The 18685-nt window shown below is 63.4% G+C and carries 14 protein-coding genes, 1 pseudogene and 1 riboswitch; of the genes and pseudogenes, 9 read left to right on the forward strand and 6 right to left on the reverse strand.

The window, feature by feature from the left end; all coding sequences use genetic code 11:
- Nucleotides 1-108 precede the first annotated feature (108 nt).
- The 6 genes and pseudogenes from PSOLE_RS00330 to PSOLE_RS00355 all read left to right on the forward strand — a co-directional run bounded on the left by PSOLE_RS00330 (nt 109) and on the right by PSOLE_RS00355 (nt 7165).
- Entirely contained in the window at nt 109-990 is an 882-nt protein-coding gene (locus PSOLE_RS00330; protein ID WP_074855205.1) for a LysR family transcriptional regulator, read from the forward strand.
- 73 nt (nt 991-1063) lie between these two features.
- A complete protein-coding gene (locus tag PSOLE_RS00335; RefSeq protein WP_074855204.1) occupies nt 1064-2065 on the forward strand; it encodes an ArsR/SmtB family transcription factor in 1002 nt (333 codons plus the stop codon).
- Nucleotides 2066-3256 (forward strand): methionine adenosyltransferase, encoded by a 1191-nt coding sequence (metK, locus tag PSOLE_RS00340; protein ID WP_074855203.1) that lies wholly within the window; start codon nt 2066-2068, stop codon nt 3254-3256.
- A gap of 111 nt (nt 3257-3367) precedes the next feature.
- A pseudogene (locus PSOLE_RS00345) lies at nt 3368-4789 on the forward strand (IS1182 family transposase).
- A gap of 204 nt (nt 4790-4993) precedes the next feature.
- On the forward strand, nt 4994-6685 hold the full coding sequence (gene ligB / locus PSOLE_RS00350; protein WP_074855202.1) for an NAD-dependent DNA ligase LigB: 1692 nt from the start codon (nt 4994-4996) through the stop codon (nt 6683-6685).
- Between the two features lie 84 nt (nt 6686-6769).
- A complete protein-coding gene (locus PSOLE_RS00355; RefSeq protein WP_003458839.1) occupies nt 6770-7165 on the forward strand; it encodes a DUF1090 domain-containing protein in 396 nt (131 codons plus the stop codon).
- Here PSOLE_RS00355 and PSOLE_RS00360 read toward each other — a convergent pair.
- The 5 genes from PSOLE_RS00360 to PSOLE_RS00380 all read right to left on the reverse strand — a co-directional run bounded on the left by PSOLE_RS00360 (nt 7159) and on the right by PSOLE_RS00380 (nt 12812).
- Nucleotides 7159-7608 carry a c-type cytochrome gene (locus PSOLE_RS00360; protein ID WP_003458838.1) on the reverse strand — a complete coding sequence of 150 codons (450 nt, stop codon included), beginning with the start codon at nt 7606-7608 and terminating at the stop codon, nt 7159-7161. The genes PSOLE_RS00355 and PSOLE_RS00360 overlap by 7 nt on opposite strands.
- Nucleotides 7609-7719: 111 nt before the next feature.
- The gene (locus PSOLE_RS00365) at nt 7720-9309 is read right to left on the reverse strand and encodes a methyl-accepting chemotaxis protein (protein ID WP_003458836.1); all 1590 of its coding nucleotides are present in this window, start codon (nt 9307-9309) and stop codon (nt 7720-7722) included.
- A gap of 171 nt (nt 9310-9480) precedes the next feature.
- Nucleotides 9481-9867: an MAPEG family protein gene (locus PSOLE_RS00370; RefSeq protein WP_003458833.1), complete on the reverse strand. Its 387-nt coding sequence runs from the start codon at nt 9865-9867 to the stop codon at nt 9481-9483.
- Nucleotides 9868-9964: 97 nt separating this feature from the next.
- On the reverse strand, nt 9965-11248 hold the full coding sequence (locus tag PSOLE_RS00375) for a Zn-dependent hydrolase (protein ID WP_003458831.1): 1284 nt from the start codon (nt 11246-11248) through the stop codon (nt 9965-9967).
- A 76-nt stretch (nt 11249-11324) separates the two neighbouring features.
- Nucleotides 11325-12812 carry an NCS1 family nucleobase:cation symporter-1 gene (locus tag PSOLE_RS00380; RefSeq protein ID WP_074855201.1) on the reverse strand — a complete coding sequence of 496 codons (1488 nt, stop codon included), beginning with the start codon at nt 12810-12812 and terminating at the stop codon, nt 11325-11327.
- 576 nt (nt 12813-13388) lie between these two features.
- Between PSOLE_RS00380 and hydA the strand changes: the two genes are divergently transcribed.
- From hydA to preA, 3 genes are all read left to right on the forward strand, one after another.
- A complete protein-coding gene (gene hydA / locus PSOLE_RS00385) occupies nt 13389-14828 on the forward strand; it encodes a dihydropyrimidinase (protein ID WP_003458828.1) in 1440 nt (479 codons plus the stop codon).
- A 211-nt stretch (nt 14829-15039) separates the two neighbouring features.
- Nucleotides 15040-16407: an NAD(P)-dependent oxidoreductase gene (locus PSOLE_RS00390; protein WP_074855200.1), complete on the forward strand. Its 1368-nt coding sequence runs from the start codon at nt 15040-15042 to the stop codon at nt 16405-16407.
- A complete protein-coding gene (gene preA / locus PSOLE_RS00395) occupies nt 16408-17682 on the forward strand; it encodes an NAD-dependent dihydropyrimidine dehydrogenase subunit PreA (protein ID WP_003458824.1) in 1275 nt (424 codons plus the stop codon).
- A gap of 158 nt (nt 17683-17840) precedes the next feature.
- On the opposite strand, the gene PSOLE_RS00400 is transcribed toward preA, so the two are convergent.
- On the reverse strand, nt 17841-18461 hold the full coding sequence (locus PSOLE_RS00400; protein WP_003458822.1) for a TetR/AcrR family transcriptional regulator: 621 nt from the start codon (nt 18459-18461) through the stop codon (nt 17841-17843).
- A gap of 141 nt (nt 18462-18602) precedes the next feature.
- A riboswitch (S-adenosyl-L-homocysteine riboswitch) is annotated at nt 18603-18684 on the forward strand.
- Nucleotide 18685 lies beyond the last annotated feature (1 nt).

Consider the following 18685-nt stretch of genomic DNA (forward strand, 5'->3'; position numbering starts at 1 on the left):
AGTCGGGTAGTCCCGTGACATGAGTGATGGCGCAAGGGTAAGAATTGGCTTGCCATATGAAAAATACATATTCAGCATTCAATCCATACCTTTCACTTATACAAAGTCATGAACCTTCATCATCTAAAGGTCTTCCTTGCCGTGGCAGACGCCGGCAGCATCAGCGCCGGCGCCGAACACCTGCACATCAGCCAGCCTGCCGTGACGCGGGAAATTCGCGATCTCGAAGCTAGCCTCGACCTGCGCCTGTTCGATCGCCAGCCACGCGGCGTGCGACTGACCGAAGGCGGCCTGCGCCTGCATGACTACGCGCGACGCATCTTCGCCCTGGAGCGCGCCGCCGAACGCGACCTGCGTGACTTCGCCCAACTGGAGCAGGGCGAGCTGCATCTGGGCGCCAGCGCCACGCTCGGCGCCTACCTGCTGCCGCCCCTGCTCACCCGTTTTCGCGCCCTGCATCCACAGATATTCGTCAGCCTGGGAGTCAGCAACACCGACGTCGTGACCCGGCAACTGGACGAGGGCCGCATCAGCCTGGGCTTCGTCGAAGGCTCGTTCGCCCAGGCCGACTACGCGCATCGCCTGCTGGCGCGCGATGCCCTGCTTCCGGTGGCATCGCCGCTGCACCCGCTGGCCAGGGCCGAGCGCCTTGAGGCCCGCGACCTGCAGGCGTACCCGCTGTATATGCGCGAACCCGGATCCGGCGCTCGCGCCAGTATCGAGCAGGCCTATCGCGACCACGAACTGGAGCCACAGGCCGGCATGGCCATCGGCAGCACCGAAGCGCTCAAGCGCCTGCTCGCCGACGGCCAAGGCATCGCCTGGCTGTCGCAGCGGGTGGTCGAACGTGAACTGGCCAGCGGCGAACTGCAGCGCTTGGCGGTGCAGGACCTGCAGATCGAGCGTGAACTGCATGTGCTATGGCGACTCGGCACCAGCCTGAGCCCGGCCCCCGCCGCTTTTCTGCAACTGAGCCAGGCGCCAGGCTAGCCTCAATACCAATATCAAAACTTTTTGATATTGGTATTGCTGTATGAAAAATGACCGACTAGACTGCGCCCCCATGACCCTGCGCGCACCCCAGTTGGATTTCGACCCCTGCGACGAGCTCGCCGCCCTGTGCAAGGCCGGCGGCGATCCGCTGCGCCTGAACGTGCTGCGCACTCTGAGCAACGATTCGTTCGGCGTGCTGGAACTGGCGCAGATCTTCGCCATCGGCCAGTCGGGCATGAGCCATCACCTCAAGGTCCTGGCCCAGGCCGGCCTGGTGGCCACCCGCCGCGAAGGCAACGCGATCTTCTACCGCCGTGCGCTACCGGGCGGCCGCCTGCATGCGGCGCTGCTGGAAGAGATCGACGCACTGCCGCTGGCGGGCGAGGTGCAGGCGCGCATCGCCGCCGTGCACCAGCAACGCGCCACCATCAGCCGCGACTTCTTCGCGCGCATGGCCACCAGCTTCCAGGCCCAGCAGGATCTGATCGCCGGTTTGCCGCAGTACCGCGACAGCCTGCTGGCGCTGCTCGACGCCCTGCATTTCGCGCCGGACGCCACGGCGCTGGAAATCGGGCCTGGCGATGGTGCCTTCCTGCCCGAGCTGGCGCGTCGTTTCGCCCAGGTCACGGCGCTGGACAACAGCCCGGCGATGCTCGAACTGGCGCGCCAGCGCTGCGCCGCCGAGGGCCTGGACAACGTCGAGCTGAAACTGGCCGATGCGCTACAGGATGAAGAGCAGCCTGCCGACTGCGTGGTACTGAACATGGTACTGCACCACTTCGCCACGCCGGCCGAGGCCTTTCGCAAACTGGCCGCCCTGGTCGCACCCGGCGGCAGCCTGCTGCTCAGCGAGCTGTGCAGCCACGACCAGAGCTGGGCACGCGAAGCCTGCGGCGATCTATGGCTCGGCTTCGAACAGGAAGACCTGGCGCGCTGGGCGACGGCCGCCGGCCTGACGCCCGGCGAAAGCCTCTACATAGGCCTGAAAAACGGCTTTCAGATTCAATTACGGCACTTTGCCAAACCCGATGCGCACAGCGCCTTCAGCCTCCGGCAAGAAAGGAACCGATAGATGAGCGAGTATTCCCTGTTTACCTCCGAGTCCGTGTCCGAAGGGCATCCGGACAAGATCGCCGACCAGATCTCCGATGCGGTGCTCGACGCCATCATCACCCAGGACAAGCACGCCCGCGTGGCTGTGGAAACCCTGGTCAAGACCGGTGTGGCCATCGTCGCCGGCGAAGTGACCACCAGCGCCTGGGTCGACCTGGAGCAGATCGTCCGCGACGTGATCTGCGATATCGGCTACACCAGCAGCGACGTCGGCTTCGACGGCGCCACCTGCGGTGTGCTCAACATCATTGGCAAGCAGTCCCCGGACATCAACCAGGGCGTCGACCGCGCCAAGCCGGAAGATCAGGGCGCTGGCGACCAGGGCCTGATGTTCGGCTACGCCAGCAACGAAACCGACGTGCTGATGCCGGCACCGATCCGCTTCTCCCACGCCCTGGTCGAGCGCCAGGCCGAAGCGCGCAAGTCCGGTCTGCTGACCTGGCTGCGCCCGGATGCCAAGTCCCAGGTCACCTGCCGCTACGAGAACGGCAAAGTGGTCGGCATCGACGCCGTGGTGCTATCCACCCAGCACAGCCCGGACGTCTCGCTGGCCGACCTGCGCGAAGGCGTGATGGAGTTGATCATCAAGCACGCCCTGCCCGCCGAACTGCTGCACAAGGACACCCAGTTCCACATCAACCCGACCGGCAACTTCGTGATCGGCGGCCCGGTGGGCGACTGCGGCCTGACCGGACGCAAGATCATCGTCGACAGCTACGGCGGCATGGCCCGTCACGGCGGCGGCGCCTTCTCCGGCAAGGACCCATCCAAGGTCGACCGCAGCGCCGCCTACGCCGGCCGCTACGTGGCCAAGAACATCGTCGCCGCCGGCCTGGCCGAGCGCTGCGAGATCCAGGTGTCCTACGCTATCGGCGTGGCCCAGCCGACCTCCATCTCGATCAATACCTTCGGCACCCACAAGATCGCCGAAGACAAGATCATCAAACTGGTGCGTGACGTGTTCGACCTGCGCCCCTACGCCATCACCAAGATGCTCGACCTGCTGCACCCGATGTACCAGGACACCGCTGCCTACGGCCACTTCGGCCGCACGCCGCAGTCCAAGACCGTCGGCGAAGACAGCTTCACCACCTTCACCTGGGAGCGCACCGACAAGGCCGCCGACCTGCGCGCCGCCGCAGGCCTGTAAGGCTCAGCGACGACAAGAGAAGCCCTGCCCTGCCAGACTGTGTGAAAACCTAGCAGTCTGAGAGCAAGCTGAAGACAATGCCTCCATCATTCGATGGGGGCATTGTCGTTTATGGGCTACATCCAGGGCGAAGGTCGTCAGCAAAGCAGCCTGTTTCCTCCCACATTGGAGGAGCTGGTGCCGGAGGATCACCTGGTACGGGTGATCGAGGCCTATGTCGCCCGCCTGGATTTGCAGGCTCTGGGTTTCAGCAAGGCCGAACCACTCAAGACTGGACGTCCTGGCTATGATCCAGCGGATCTACTCAAGCTTTATCAGTACGGTTACTTCCAGCGCATCCGCTCCTCCCGGCGCCTGGAAGCCGAGTGCCAACGCAATGTCGAGGTGATGTGGCTGCTGGGCCGATTGGCACCGGATTTCAAGACCATTGCTGATTTTCGCAAGGACAACAGCGCTGCTTTTCAGGCGACCTGCCGCACATTCGTCCAGTTCTGTCGCCAGGTGGGGCTGATCAGCGGGCAACTCGTGGCCATCGATGGCAGCAAGTTTCAGGCGGTAGCGTCGCAACGCAAGCATCTGAGCCTGACGAAGCTCAAGCGCCAACAAGCCAAGCTGGAGGCGCAGATAAGCCGTTATCTGGCCTAACTGGACGAGGCTGACCGCAGTGAGGCCGCTGAAGTGGTTGATCGCAGTGCGGTCAAGGCTGCGCTGCAGCAGCTGGAGAGCCAACATGCCGATAACCTGACAGCCCAGGCGTTGATGGAGGTACAGGGGCTGGAGCAGTTCGTCATGGGTGAGAGCGAGGCGCGCATGATGCGTACCCACCAGGGGGCTCGCGTGGCTTATAACGTGCAAAACGCGGTGGATGGCGAGCATGGGCTGATCGTGCATCATGCTGTCACTCAGGACGGCAGCGATAACCAACAACTGGAGCCTATGGCCAAGGCTGCCCAGGCGATCCTGGCGCAGGAAGAGCTGACGGTTACAGCCGATGCGGGCTACTCCAATGGTGAGCAGTTTCAAGCGTGTGATGATGCTGGGATTACGGCCTATGTGCCGGAGAATCGGGGCATAAATAACAAGGGCGACGACACGCCGCTATTCGATCGCAGCGCCTTCAGCTACGACGTAGAAAACGACCAGTACCAATGCCCTGCAGGCCAATGGTTACCGCTCAAGCAGGTAAACGGCCTACAGCGCATTTATGCTTTACGCGGCGACTGCACGGCTTGTCCATTGAAATCACGCTGCACCAAGGCTAAACGTCGACACGTGACTCGGCATGTCCATGAGGCCGCATTCGAGCGCATGCATCAGCGGATGCAGGTGCATCCAGAGATGATGGTCAGGCGCCGCTCCATCGTCGAACATCCCTTTGGCAACCTGAAGCAATGGATTTTGGGTAATGGTCGCTTCCTGCTCCGACAACTGCAGGGCGCTCGGACGGAAATGGCCCTGGCAGTCAACGCCTACAACCTGAAGCGTGCCATCAATGTGATGGGTGCCCGTCGGTTGATCGAACTGTTGGGGTAAATCCCGCTTTCCATTTCCAAGCATCAAAAACACCAACGCCCCAAACCAGTCGGGGCGTTGGATTTTTCTGGCGTCAGTGCGTTTTCACACGCTCTGCCTGCGCAGGGCTTTTTCTATGCTGGAGTAGGTGAAAGCACCCTTCACCCGACAGGCGTCGCGAAATCGTCTAGGCTGAGAATTCAATCCCAAGCACGGACGCTTGCCATGACACGCTGGATCGCGCTGCTCCTTTTTCCATTGACCGCACAGGCAGCCCCCTGCCCCGACTGGCCGGCCAACCGCGCCAAGAGCGAACTCTCTGTCCTTAGCCAGCAGATCGCCGAGTGGGATGATGCCTACCACAATCATGGTCGCTCGCTGATCGCCGATGAACTTTACGATCAAGCCCGTGAGCGCCTGCAATCCTGGCATCAGTGCTTCCCGAACGCGCTCGTTGACCTGCCGGAACCGTTGGCCGGCAGTACGGGCAAGCTCGCTCACCCCGTGGCACAAACCGGCCTGCGCAAGCTGAACGATGCGGCGGTAGCCGAATGGGTCGCCAGCCGCGACAGCCTGTGGATTCAGCCCAAGGTCGATGGTGTCGCAGTTACTCTGGTCTACCAGGGCGGCATCCTGAAACAAGCCATCAGCCGCGGCGATGGACGCCATGGACAGGACTGGACAGCGCGCGCCAGACAGCTACCAGCCATTCCCAAGCACCTGAAACAGCCATTAGATGCCGTGCTGCAAGGCGAGCTTTACTGGCGCCTGGACGACCATGTTCAGAGCCGCGACGGTGGCGCCGGAGCACGCGGCAAGGTGGCAGGCTTGATGGCGCGACAGTCACTCGATGAGCAGGAAACCAACGCCATTGGCCTGTTCGTCTGGGACTGGCCGAACGGCCCTGAGAACATGCCCGAGCGCCTGAAAGCCCTGCAAAATCTAGGCTTCAGCGACAGCCTGCATTACACCCAGCCACTCAATAGCACGGCGGATGCCCGCGGCTGGCGCCAGCACTGGCTTAATGCGCCGCTATCGTTCGCCAGCGACGGTGTGGTCCTGCGTCAGGGCACGCGGCCATCCGGAGCGCGCTGGCAGGCAGAAGCGCCGCACTGGGCGATTGCCTGGAAATACCCGGCCAGCCAGGCGCTGGCCGTGGTGCAGGCGGTGGATTTCAGTATCGGCCGTACTGGACGTATCACGCCGATCCTGCGTTTGCAGCCGGTCGACCTCGACGAGCGGCGCATCAGCCGGGTCGCTCTCGGCTCGCTGCAAACCTGGGAAGAACTGGACATTCGCCCCGGCGATCAGGTGGCGATACGCCTGGCCGGCCTGACCATTCCACGCCTCGACCAGGTGATCTGGCGCAGCCCGGAGCGTGCAATAGTGCACGCTCCCGATCCCAATCGATACCACGCCATGAGTTGCTGGCGACTCAGTAGCGAATGTCAGCAACAGTTCCAGGCACGCCTGAACTGGCTCGCAGGCAAACAGGGGCTGAACCTGCCCGGCGTGGGACCAGGCACCTGGAGCACGCTACTGGCGGGGCAGAAACTGGTGGGTCTGCTCGATTGGCTGGCACTCGATAGCGAACACCTGCAACAGCTGCCGGGTATCGGCCCACGGCGCGCCTCGCAGCTGCAGCAGGCCTTCGCCCAGGCCCAGCAGCGCTCACTGCAGCAATGGCTGCAGGCGCTCGGTGCACCAGCCGGTTTTCAACTCGGCTCGAAGGATGACTGGGCCACGCTAGTGGCTCGCAGCCACGCCGAGTGGATGCAGCAACCCGGCGTGAGCCAGAACAGCGCCGAGCGCCTGTTGGCGTTCTTCAGCCACCCGGAGGTTCAGCGCCTGGGCGCGCAACTGCAGGAGGCCGGCACCGTCGGTTTCCTGCCGCAGGAAAATTCACCGCGCGATTGACCCAAATCAGCAGATGGCTCAATCGGGTCGAACCTCGCGCAGCAACCAGGGTCACTTCGAAGTAGACCTACACGAGGACAGACCATGATTCGTCAAACCGCCTTGCTCGGCCTGTTGCTGGCCGCCAATCTCAATGCCACGCCCATCCTCGCTGCAGACGGCGACGGTGGCTGTGCGGCCAAGCGCCAGGTCATCGAAGAAAAGATCGAGGCCGCGCGCAAGAACGGCAACACGCAGCAACTGGATGGATTGCAAAGGGCGCTGGGCAATGTGGAAATGAATTGCGACGACGCCACCCTGCACAGTGATCGCCTGGCCAGCGTCAAGGAGGCCCGTGAGGAAGTGCAAGAGCGTGAGATGGATCTGCGCGAAGCCATGGGCAAGGGCGATCAGGAAAAGATCGCCAAGCGTCAGGCCAAGTTGGCCGAGGCGCGCGCCGAACTGGAGCAGGCCGAGGCCGAAGCGCGCGCCGATCAGTAAGCGCGAAACGCCTTGTGGCAGGCCTCGCAACTGTCCTCGATGGCCTGCACTGCCGGCTCCAGCTCGGAGCGGCGTAGCGGCGGCGCGGTCGTCACCTGCACCAGTGCGGCGGTGGCCTGCTCCAGACCACGCGCCATCTTCTGGAATTGCTCCTGGCGCTGCCAGACCTCGGGATTGGCCTTGCTGCGCTCGTCGTCACGTACCTGTGGAAAGTGCTGCCAGGGCTCGTGCGACAGACGCTCGAGCTTGGCTGCGCCGCTGATGAATGCGGCTTCGTCGTAGGGAATACGATTGCGCAACATCCCACCGAGGTCTTCGCTGACCTTGAGCATCTCCTTGAACGCGGCTTGGCGCTTGCCCAACGGCGAGTTGGGGTCGACCCCACCACAAGCAGCCAGGGTCAGGCAGATGCAGGTGAGCAGCAGGAGTTTCTTCAAGGTCATCGACACGACTTCCAGGCGACAAGGGGCCGACAGTATCGCGGCTCACCCCGGCCGGGCCAAGCGACCTCTTGTCACAACAGCTGTCGTTTGTACGCGTTGGTCAGCCAGGGTTCAGGTACGGAAGCGCCCCAGTTGGCTGTTGAGCTGCTGCACCTCGCCCTGAATCTGCGCACTGACCTGCACCACGCTCTCGGTCTCGCCCTGGCTGCGCTCGGCCAGGCTGGAGATGTGCGTTACCCGCTGATCGATCTCCTGCGCCACCTGGCTCTGCTGTTCTGCGGCCGTGGCGATCTGCGCATTCAGGGCATTGATGCCATCCACCGCCCCGACGATGGTCTCCAGGGCCTCACTGGCCTGACGAATGTGCTGAAGGTTGCCGTCGGCCAGGGCCGCGCTGCGCTGCATCGCCAGAACCGCATCACGCGCACCGCCCTGTAAACGCTGGATGATCGCCTGGATTTCACCAGTCGATTGCTGGGTGCGACTGGCCAGGGTGCGCACCTCGTCGGCGACCACGGCGAAGCCACGCCCTGCCTCACCGGCGCGCGCCGCCTCGATGGCCGCGTTGAGCGCCAGCAAATTGGTCTGCTCGGCGATGCCGGTGATCACTTCGAGCACCTTGCCGACACCACCGGTTTCGGCCTCCAGGCGCTGTACCTGCTCGCCACTGCGCTGCAGCTGTTCCACCAGTTCGGCGATCTGCGCCGCACTACGCTGCACCACCTGCTTGCCGCTCTGCGCACAATCATCGGCACTGCGTGCCGACTCGGCTGCATGGGCAGCGTGACGCGCCACCTCCGCCACGGTGGCGCTCATCTCGTTCATCGCGGTGGCGACCTGATCGAGATCCTCGTACTGGCGCCGCACACCATCGCCCGCCGACTGGGCGGCGCCGACCACATTGCCGACATGCTCGCCGGTACGCTCGCCGCTGCGCTTGACCTCCGCCAGCAAGCCACGCACCTGCTCCTGCATGCGGTTGTAGCCGGCGAAGATGCGGCCGATCTCGTTGTCACCCTGACGACCGTCCAGGCTACGCGTGAAGTCGCCGGAGCCGACCCGGGTCAGCGCCCCCTCCACCGCATTGAGGTTGTGCATCAGCGGGCGCAGGCCGAACTGACGGCCCAGCACCACCAGCGCCAGAATGCCCAGCACGCAACCGAACGCCAGCCACATCTGGCGGCGCTGGCTGCCTTCAGCGTGCGCGGCCATCAAGCCGACGACCTGGTTCATCTCGCGCAGCAACTCGACCGACTGCTGCTCCAGGGCCTTGAGGTCGACTGCCGCATCGCCCGCAACCACACGCTGCAATTGCGTACGAAAGCCCTGCCAGAGACCACCGACCTTGTTCATCTGCGCCTGGACGCTGGGCTCGGCGATGGCACTGATATTGCGCGCCGCGTTGCCACTCAGCAGGTCGCGATGGGCGGCGTCGAACTGCGCCATGGTAGCTTCCAGCGTCGTTGCAGGCAGGACGCCTTCACGCAGCAACAGCGCCTCCTTGGTCATCTTCTGGCTGAGCATGCGCTGCGCGCCGGCGACATTGATGGTCTCCGGCGATACCGACATGCTCAGGTACAGCGCCACCGAAGCGACCACAGCGAGCAGAAACATCAGCGCATAGGAAAACAGAAATTGCTGATTCAGCGTGCGCAGGCCGATGGCACAGAGCAGGCGGTCGAAAAAGGCGGTGGCGGACATGAGAGGCTCCCTGGCAGACGGCGGGAAATCCCACCAAATAATCGGGAGCAAGCAAGAATGTGGCCAGCCGCCCTACAGGCTAATTGACCTCAAAAATGCACCAGAACAGTGCGATGACTAATCGGTCGCGCGCCTTTCTAGCTCATCGTCACAACCAGTTGCAGATATCGACTAGGCGGACACCACGAACAGCGCCGCGATCAGCCCCATCCCGGCGAACCACACCAGCGAGCGCACAGGCCCCCAGCCAGCCAGATAGCAGATGAAATACAGCACACGGCTGACGATGAATGCCACGGCCAGTTGGTCGAGCAGCCCCTGCTCGGCACCACCGGCCTGGTGGGCGATGATCACCGCGGCAGCGAACGCCGGGGTTACCTCGAAGCCGTTGAGCTGGGCGTTGTTGGCGCGCTTGCGCCAGCCCTCCAGGGTACTCAGGAACGCGCGCGGATCCTGATTGGCGCGCGGTCCGTAGCCGGGGCCAAGGAACTTGGCGGTGGCAGTACCCAGGTAGGGCAGAAAGATGGCGATCAGTACGCACCAGTAGGCGAGGGTCATGGAGGCTCCGCAGCTTGGTAATGGAATGCGCAGCTTGTCCCGAGCAGGCACGGGCGTCCATGACTGCCACCGCCCAAGTCGATGGCGATTCGGCCAATCATGCCGCCAGCTTGCCCTCTGCCAGCGCCACGGAGGCCGCGAGCATGGCGCGCAGCAACACCGCGCAGCCGGCAGCCAGATCCGTCGGTGCGGCATTCTCGATTTCGTTGTGGCTGATGCCTCCCTCGCACGGCACGAAAATCATCCCGGCCGGGCCCAGCTCGGCGAGGAAGATCGCGTCATGGCCGGCACCACTGACGATATCCATATGCGACAAGCCCAACCCGGCGGCCGCACCGCGCACCGCCTCGACGCAACCCTGGTCGAAATACAGCGGCGGGAAGTCCGCGGTCGGCGTCAGTTCGAAACTCAGGCCGTGCTTGGCACAGGTCGCCTCGATCACTCCACGCACCGCCTCGATCATCGAATCCAGGCGTTCCGGCTGCAGATGGCGGAAGTCCAGGGTCATGCGCACCTCACCGGGAATCACATTGCGCGAACCGGGGTAGGCCTGCAGGCAACCGACCGTGCCGCAGGCATGCGGTTGATGCTCCAGCGCTACCCGATTGACCGCTGCGACCACGGCCGCAGCGCCGACCAGAGCGTCCTTGCGCAGGTGCATCGGCGTCGGCCCGGCGTGGGCTTCGACGCCCTTGAGAGTGAGGTCGAACCACTTCTGCCCGAGCGCACCGAGCACCACGCCGATGGTCTTGCCCTGATCTTCGAGAATCGGCCCCTGCTCGATATGCGCCTCGAAATAGGCGCCCACCGCATGGCCGGTCACCGCCCGTGGCCCGGCGTAGCCGATGGCATTCAGCGCCTCGCCGACACTGATGCCCTCGGCGTCGCGCTTGGCCAGGGTTTCTTCAAGAGTGAACTTCTCGGCGAACACCCCGGAGCCCATCATGCACGGGGCGAAGCGCGAGCCTTCCTCGTTGGTCCACACCACCACTTCCAGCGGCGCTTCGGTCTGCACGCCCAGGTCATTGAGGGTGCGTAGCACCTCGACGCCGGCCAGCACGCCGAAGCAGCCGTCGAACTTGCCGCCGGTGGGCTGGGTATCGATATGGCTGCCGGTCATCACCGGCGCCAGCGCAGCGTTGCGTCCGGGGCGGCGAGCGAAGATGTTGCCGACGCCATCGACAGTGACGGTGCAGCCAGCCTCCTCGCACCAGCGCACGAACAGGTCACGCGCCTGGCGGTCGAGGTCGGTCAAGGCCAGGCGACAGACCCCGCCCTTGACGGTGGCGCCGAGCTGCGCCAGTTCCATCAGCGATTGCCACAGGCGCTCGCCGTTGACGTGCGGCTGGCTGGATTGCAGAACCTCGGTGGCAGTGTTCATGGTCATTTCCTCGGCCTCTCTGGTTGTCTGTGACGCGGGACGCGTCTGCTGGATCGCTTCGCGGGCAAGCCCGCTCCTACACCGGTGCCTTGGCCACCACCGGCCTTGCGCTACGCAGGCTGCACAAGCCGAAGTAGATCAGGCCGCCCAGGAAAGAGCCGGTAAACCAGCCGTAGTCGTAGAACCAGCTGAAGGCGCTGCTACCGAGCGACAGCAGAGTCAGCGCCACCGGCACGGCGAAGGCGGCGAAACCGATCCAGTTCCACGCCGGGTAGACGTCATCGCGGTACAGCCCGGCCAGGTCGAGTTGCTGTTTCTTGATCAGGAAGTAGTCGACCACCATGATCCCGGCAATCGGCCCGAGCAGGCTGGAGTAACCCAGCAGCCAGTTGGAATACACGCTCTCCAGGCTCAGTTCGGAGACCAGCAGCCCCAGCTTTTTCAGCAGCTCATGGCCCATCAGACCCAGGCCGATCAGACCGGTTAGAATCACCGCCTTGGTGCGATCGATCAGCTTGGGTGCGATGTTCTGGAAATCATTGGTCGGCGAAACGATATTCGCCGCCGTATTGGTCGACAGTGTGGCAACGATGATCAGCGCCATGGCCAGGGCGACCCAGCCGGGGCTCTGGATATGGCCGATCAGGCTGACCGGATCGGCCACCGTCTGCCCCACCAGACCTTCCGAGGCGGCGGTCATCACCACACCGAGCGCAGCGAAGAGGAACATGGTTAGCGGCAGACCGAAGATCTGCCCGAGAATCTGGTCCTTCTGACTTTTCGCGTAGCGGCTGAAGTCAGGGATGTTCAGCGACAGAGTGGCCCAGAAGCCGACCATGGCGGTCAGCCCGGCGAGAAAGTAACCGGTGACGCTGGCACCCTCGGGGCGATTGGCCGGCTGCGCCAGCAACTCGCTCATCGACACGTTGGGCAACGCCCACACCAACAGACCGGCACCAACCAGCACCAGCAGCGGCGCGGACAAGGTTTCCAGCAATTTGATCGACTCGGCGCCGCGCAGCACGATCCACAGGTTAAGTGCCCAGAAGACCATGAAACCGATCACCTCGCCGGTGCCACCGAGCGCCTTCCAGCCCTCGAAGATCGAACCCAGCAGCAGGTGGATCGCCAGGCCGCCGAACATGGTCTGAATGCCGAACCAGCCGCAGGCCACCACGGCGCGGATCAGGCAGGGCACGTTGGAACCGAGTATGCCGAACGAGGAACGCAGCAATACCGGAAAGGGGATACCGTACTTGGTGCCGGCAAAGGCGTTGAGGGTCAGCGGAATCAACACCACGACGTTGGCCAGCAAGATCGCCAGCAGCGCCTCGCCTACCGACAGGCCGAAGTAGGCGGTGAGCACACCGCCCAGGGTGTAGGTGGGCACACAGATCGACATGCCGACCCACAGCGCGGTGATGTGCCACTTGTTCCAGGTGCGCTGATGCACCTTGGTCGGGGCGATGTCATGGTTGTAGCGCGGGCTGTCGAGTACGTCGCTGCCAGCGTTCAGCTCATACAAGCCCTCCCGCTCGGTCACTTCCGATCTGCTCTGTTGCATGGGCCTCTCCAGTATTTTTCTGATTGTTAGCGCATCGGGCTAATTCGATGGCCGGAGTTCAGTAGCCGGCCAGCACGGGGGCAGCGCCACTCAATAAGCGTGCCGCATTCCCCGGCTGGGCCTGCATCCTGCCTGCTTGAACACATTAAGCATCTGATCTGAAAACGTTTTATCTGAAGCCACAGGCGTCGCCAGCAGACGCCATCGACAGACTCGTGACGGCTTGTCCTGTCAGTCAGGATTCAAACTGGTGCAAGCGATTTTTTTTCGCCGCCCAAGGCCGCGCCATGCCAGGGCACAAGCGGCTGATTTTCCATGAGAAATCTTGACCATATTGGCATTCTGTCAAGTGCGTCAAAATGGTGAGAGCCCTCCCCATTTTGGTGATTTTTAGTTTTTATTGTTATTTTTCAATATCTTAAACATAAAATAATTGATCAAAAAATAATCTTGCCCAATCCGATTACTGCAACTAGATTCAATTCCTGTCACAGCTGACAGGAATAGACACTTACCCTCGTCAGCGCCAGAAAGCCAAGAGCCGACATGCATCGGCCAGCCTGCGAGGAACCCACCATGTCGCTGTTGATCCGTGGCGCCACCCTGGTCACCCATGAGCAAAGCTACCGCGCCGATGTGCTCTGCGCAGACGGCCTGATCCAGGCCATCGGTAACGATCTCGACGCCCCGGCCGGCTGCCAGGTGCTCGACGGCAGCGGCCAGTACCTGATGCCCGGCGGCATCGACCCGCACACCCACATGCAATTGCCCTTCATGGGCACGGTGGCCAGCGAGGACTTCTTCAGCGGCACCGCCGCAGGCCTGGCCGGCGGCACCACCTCGATCATCGACTTCGTGATTCCCAATCCGCAGCAATCCTTGCTCGAAGCCTTCCACACCTGGCGCGGTTGGGCGGAGAAGTCCGCGTCCGACTACGGTTTCCACGTCGCCATCACCTGGTGGAGCGACGAGGTCAGCCGCGAGATGGGCGAGCTGGTGGCAAAGTTCGGAGTCAACAGCTTCAAGCATTTCATGGCCTACAAGAACGCCATCATGGCCGCCGACGACACCCTGGTGGCCAGCTTCGAGCGCTGCCTCGAACTGGGCGCAGTGCCCACCGTGCATGCGGAAAACGGCGAGCTGGTCTATCACCTGCAACAGAAACTCCTGGCTCAGGGCCTAACCGGGCCGGAAGCGCACCCGCTGTCGCGGCCTTCCCAAGTCGAAGGCGAAGCCGCCAGCCGTGCCATCCGCATCGCCGAGACGCTGGGTACGCCGCTGTATCTGGTGCACGTTTCGACCCAGGAAGCCCTGGACGAAATCACCTATGCCCGCGCCAAGGGTCAGCCGGTGTACGGCGAGGTACTCGCCGGCCATCTGCTGCTGGACGACAGCGTGTATCGCCACCCTGACTGGCAAACCGCCGCAGGCTACGTGATGAGCCCGCCGTTTCGCCCGCGTGGGCATCAGGAGGCGCTGTGGCGTGGCCTGCAGTCGGGCAACCTGCACACCACCGCCACCGACCACTGCTGCTTTTGCGCCGAGCAGAAAGCCGCAGGGCGCGATGACTTCAGCAAGATCCCCAATGGCACGGCAGGCATCGAGGACCGTATGGCGGTGCTCTGGGATGAAGGCGTCAACAGCGGCAAGCTGTCGATGACTGACTTCGTCGCGCTGACCAGCACCAACACCGCGAAGATCTTCAATCTCTACCCGCGCAAGGGCGCGCTGCAGGTTGGCGCCGATGCCGACCTGGTCCTGTGGGACCCGCAAGGCACACGCACTATCTCGGCCAAGACCCATCACCAGCAGGTTGACTTCAACATCTTCGAAGGCAAGACCGTGCGTGGCGTGCCCAGCCACACCATCAGCGCCGGCAAGCTGGTCTGGGTCGATGGCGACCTGCGCGCCGAACGCGGCGCCGGCCGTTATGTCGAGCGCCCGGCCTACCCGGCGGTGTTCGACCTGCTGAGCAAACGCGCCGAGCACAGCCGGCCGGTTGCAGTCGAGCGCTGAGACAGAATCTGGGGCCGTGGGAGGGGCCGGGCGGCGTACCGCTTTAGCCGCGAAAGATGTTGAGGCCCGAGCCAATCGCGGCTAAAGCCCCTCCCACACGGCCCCGGCCGCCGCCGCAACCCATTCCGCCACACCGGCCCGCAGAGGCAGGATGGCCGCTTATCCGCTGTTAACTGCCGAATAAAAGCCACAAAACCGTGAGGCAATAACCGTGATAGACACCCTCAGCCATTTGCCGCGACCGGATGCCGGGGCGGCCGAACTGGCCGATCGTTTCAGCGATCTGGCCCCACCGCTCACCGCTCGCCAGGCCGCACTGGAAAGTGCTCGCTGCCTATATTGCTACGACGCGCCCTGTGTTAACGCCTGCCCCAGCGAGATCGACATCCCCTCGTTCATCCGCAATATCAGCCACGAGAACGTTCAGGGCGCGGCCGAGAAGATTCTCTCGGCGAATATCCTCGGCGGCAGCTGCGCCCGCGTCTGCCCCACCGAGATTCTGTGCCAGCAAGCCTGCGTGCGTAACAACGCGCAGGAATGCGCGCCCGTGCTGATCGGCCCTTTGCAGCGCTATGCCATCGACAACGCGCAGTTCAGCGAGCACCCGTTCCAGCGCGCCCCGGCCAGCGGCAAGCGCATTGCCGTGGTCGGCGCAGGGCCGGCGGGCCTGTCCTGCGCCCATCGCCTGGCCATGCACGGTCATGAGGTGGTGATCTTCGAGGCACGCGAGAAAGCCGGTGGCCTCAATGAATACGGCATCGCCAAGTACAAGCTGGTCGACGACTTCGCCCAACGCGAAGTGGAGTTCCTGTTGCAAATCGGCGGCATCGAGATCCGCCACGGCCACAAACTGGGCGACGACCTCAGCCTCAGCGAGCTGCACCAGCAGTTCGACGCCGTGTTTCTCGGCATCGGCCTGGCGGCCAGCAAGCGCCTCGGCCTGCCGGGCGAAGAGGCGCCGGGCCTGCTCGCCGCCACCGATTACATCCGCGAGCTACGGCAGAGCGATGACCTGACGCAACTGCCGGTGGCCGAGCGCTGCATCGTCCTCGGCGCCGGCAACACCGCCATCGACATGGCGGTGCAAATGAGCAAACTCGGTGCCCGCGACGTCAACCTGGTCTATCGCCGGGGCTTCGAGGAAATGGGCGCCACCGCACACGAACAGGACATCGCCAAGGCCAATCAGGTACGCCTGCTGACTTGGGCACAGCCGGACGCGGTGCTGTTGAACGATCAGGGTCAGGTGCGCGGCATGCGCTTCGCCCGCACGCGTCTGGAGAACGGCCGCCTGCAAAGCACCGGACAAACCTTCGAGCTGGCCGCTGACGCCATCTTCACCGCCATCGGCCAGGCCTTTGACGGCCAAGCCCTGAACGACCCGCTGGCCCGCGAACTGAAGCGCGAAGGCGAACGCATCTGGGTCGACGCCCAGCTGCAAACCAGCGTGCCCGGCGTGTATGCCGGCGGCGACTGCACCGCCCTGGGCCAGGACCTCACCGTACAAGCCGTGCAGCACGGCAAGCTGGCCGCCGAGGCCATCCACTCTCACCTGATGCTCAATGTGGAGGCCGCATAAATGGCCGATCTATCCATCGAATTTGCCGGAATCAAGGCCCCCAACCCCTTCTGGCTGGCCAGCGCGCCGCCCACCGACAAGGCCTACAACGTGGTCCGCGCCTTCGAGGCCGGCTGGGGCGGCGTGGTCTGGAAGACGCTCGGCGAAGACCCGGCAGCGGTCAACGTGTCGTCACGCTACTCGGCGCACTTTGGGGCTGACAGAAGCGTACTCGGGATCAATAACATCGAACTGATCACCGACCGCTCGCTGGAAATCAACCTGCGCGAAATCACCCAGGTGAAGAAGGACTGGCCGGACCGCGCGCTGATCGTTTCCCTGATGGTGCCCTGTGTCGAGGAATCCTGGAAAACCATCCTGCCACTTGTGGAAGCCACCGGCTGCGACGGTATCGAGCTGAACTTCGGCTGCCCCCACGGCATGCCCGAGCGCGGCATGGGCGCGGCGGTCGGCCAGGTGCCGGAATACGTGGAGATGGTCACCCGCTGGTGCAAGACCTATTGCTCGCTGCCAGTGATCGTCAAGCTGACGCCGAACATCACCGACATTCGCACCTCGGCGCGCGCCGCACATCGTGGCGGCGCCGATGCGGTGTCGCTGATCAACACCATCAACTCGATCACCAGCATCGACCTGGAGCGCATGGTCGCTCTCCCCATCGTCGGCACGCAGAGCACCCACGGCGGCTACTGCGGTTCAGCGGTCAAACCCATTGCATTGAACATGGTTGCCGAGATCGCCCGCGATCCGGAAACCCGTGGCCTGCCGATCTGCGGTATCGGTGGCATTGGTAGCTGGCGCGACGCGGCGGAGTTCGTCGCACTGGGTTGCGGTGCGGTGCAGGTGTGTACGGCGGCCATGCTGCATGGCTTTCGCATCGTCGAGGAGATGAAAGACGGCCTGTCGCGCTGGATGGACAGCCAGGGCTACGCCAGCCTGCAAGATTTCTCCGGGCGCGCGGTGGGCAATACCACCGACTGGAAGTACCTGGACATCAACTACCAGGTGATCGCCAGGATCGACCAGGACGCCTGCATTGGCTGCGGCCGCTGCCATATCGCCTGCGAAGACACCTCGCACCAGGCCATCGCCAGCCTGCCCCAGGCCGACGGCACGCATAAATACGAGGTGATCGACGCAGAGTGCGTGGGCTGCAACCTGTGCCAGATCACCTGCCCGGTGCAGGACTGCATCGAGATGGTGACTCAGGACACTGGCAAACCCTTCCTCGACTGGAACCACGACCCGCGCAATCCGTACCGCGTGGCCAGTTGAAAATAGCTCGCGGCTAAAACAGTTCGCGGCTAAAGCCCCTCCCACGGGATAGTAGTGCTCTTGTTGGAGGGGCAGAGCGACGCACTGCTTTAGCCGATGGGGTGAGCAAAGACAAAGACCGTGGGAGGGGCTTTAGCCGCGACAGGCAGCGACTGCGATTACGGCTCCAGCCCGATCCCACGCAAGATCACACTGGTCACCGTCTGCACCGCGCGCTCGAATTGCGGCTCGGAGAGCGCCTGGTGCTCGTTGAGCACCGCCACCTGATGGCTGAAGTCGGCGTAATGCTGGGTCGAGGCCCAGATCATGTAGAGCAGCGCCGACGGCTCGACAGCCAGGATGCGCTTGCCCTCGACCCACTGACGGATCTTCGCCTCCTTCATCTTCGCCCAGTCGTACAGGCCCTCGTCGAGGGTGACACCGAGCACCGGCGCGCCATGGATAATCTCGTTGGCCCAAACCTTTGAGCCATACGGCCGACTGCGCGAGTGGTTCATCTTGGCGCGAATGTAGCTGCTCAATACCACGCGCGGGTCATCGAATACCTCGAAGCACTGGGCATCCTGCTTCCACACTTCGAGCAGATCGAGCAGCACGGCGCGATACAGCTCGTCCTTGGTGCTGAAGTAATAGTGCAGGTTCGAACGCGGCAATTCGGCCTGCTCGGCGATATCGGCCATGGCAGTGCCGCCGTAGCCTTTCTCGGCGAAGACCTTTTCAGCGGCCAGGAGAATCTTCTTGACGTTGCGACGGCGAATTTCGATTTTGTGGTTGGCCATGGCCGATCCGTTGCGACTAGACCTGCCAAGGCTACCACTGGCGATACCGACGGGGCGACGGAAAGCCTTGGGCTGCACGCCGCACGCAGCTATAATCCGCCAGTTTCAAACGACCGGCACAGCTCCGGTCGCTCCCGCCACCTGTCCGAGGGGCGCTGCAGCAGGGCAACCTGTCAGGCTCGGATGGGGCGTTAACCATACGCATCAACGGCGCCCATTCGCAG

This window comes from Pseudomonas oleovorans subsp. oleovorans, assembly GCF_002197815.1.
Lineage (GTDB): Bacteria > Pseudomonadota > Gammaproteobacteria > Pseudomonadales > Pseudomonadaceae > Aquipseudomonas > Aquipseudomonas oleovorans.

Excerpts from the sequence above, each read along its gene's own strand:
- ligB (WP_074855202.1), top strand. The coding sequence starts at position 4,994 with ATGACACGCTGGATCGCGCTGCTCCTTTTTCCATTGACCGCACAGGCA.
- PSOLE_RS00400 (WP_003458822.1), bottom strand. The coding sequence starts at position 18,461 with ATGGCCAACCACAAAATCGAAATTCGCCGTCGCAACGTCAAGAAGATT.
- PSOLE_RS00370 (WP_003458833.1), bottom strand. The coding sequence starts at position 9,867 with ATGACCCTCGCCTACTGGTGCGTACTGATCGCCATCTTTCTGCCCTAC.
- PSOLE_RS00355 (WP_003458839.1), top strand. The coding sequence starts at position 6,770 with ATGATTCGTCAAACCGCCTTGCTCGGCCTGTTGCTGGCCGCCAATCTC.
- PSOLE_RS00375 (WP_003458831.1), bottom strand. The coding sequence starts at position 11,248 with ATGAACACTGCCACCGAGGTTCTGCAATCCAGCCAGCCGCACGTCAAC.
- hydA (WP_003458828.1), top strand. The coding sequence starts at position 13,389 with ATGTCGCTGTTGATCCGTGGCGCCACCCTGGTCACCCATGAGCAAAGC.
- PSOLE_RS00335 (WP_074855204.1), top strand. The coding sequence starts at position 1,064 with ATGACCCTGCGCGCACCCCAGTTGGATTTCGACCCCTGCGACGAGCTC.
- PSOLE_RS00360 (WP_003458838.1), bottom strand. The coding sequence starts at position 7,608 with ATGACCTTGAAGAAACTCCTGCTGCTCACCTGCATCTGCCTGACCCTG.
- preA (WP_003458824.1), top strand. The coding sequence starts at position 16,408 with ATGGCCGATCTATCCATCGAATTTGCCGGAATCAAGGCCCCCAACCCC.
- metK (WP_074855203.1), top strand. The coding sequence starts at position 2,066 with ATGAGCGAGTATTCCCTGTTTACCTCCGAGTCCGTGTCCGAAGGGCAT.
- PSOLE_RS00330 (WP_074855205.1), top strand. The coding sequence starts at position 109 with ATGAACCTTCATCATCTAAAGGTCTTCCTTGCCGTGGCAGACGCCGGC.
- PSOLE_RS00380 (WP_074855201.1), bottom strand. The coding sequence starts at position 12,812 with ATGCAACAGAGCAGATCGGAAGTGACCGAGCGGGAGGGCTTGTATGAG.
- PSOLE_RS00365 (WP_003458836.1), bottom strand. The coding sequence starts at position 9,309 with ATGTCCGCCACCGCCTTTTTCGACCGCCTGCTCTGTGCCATCGGCCTG.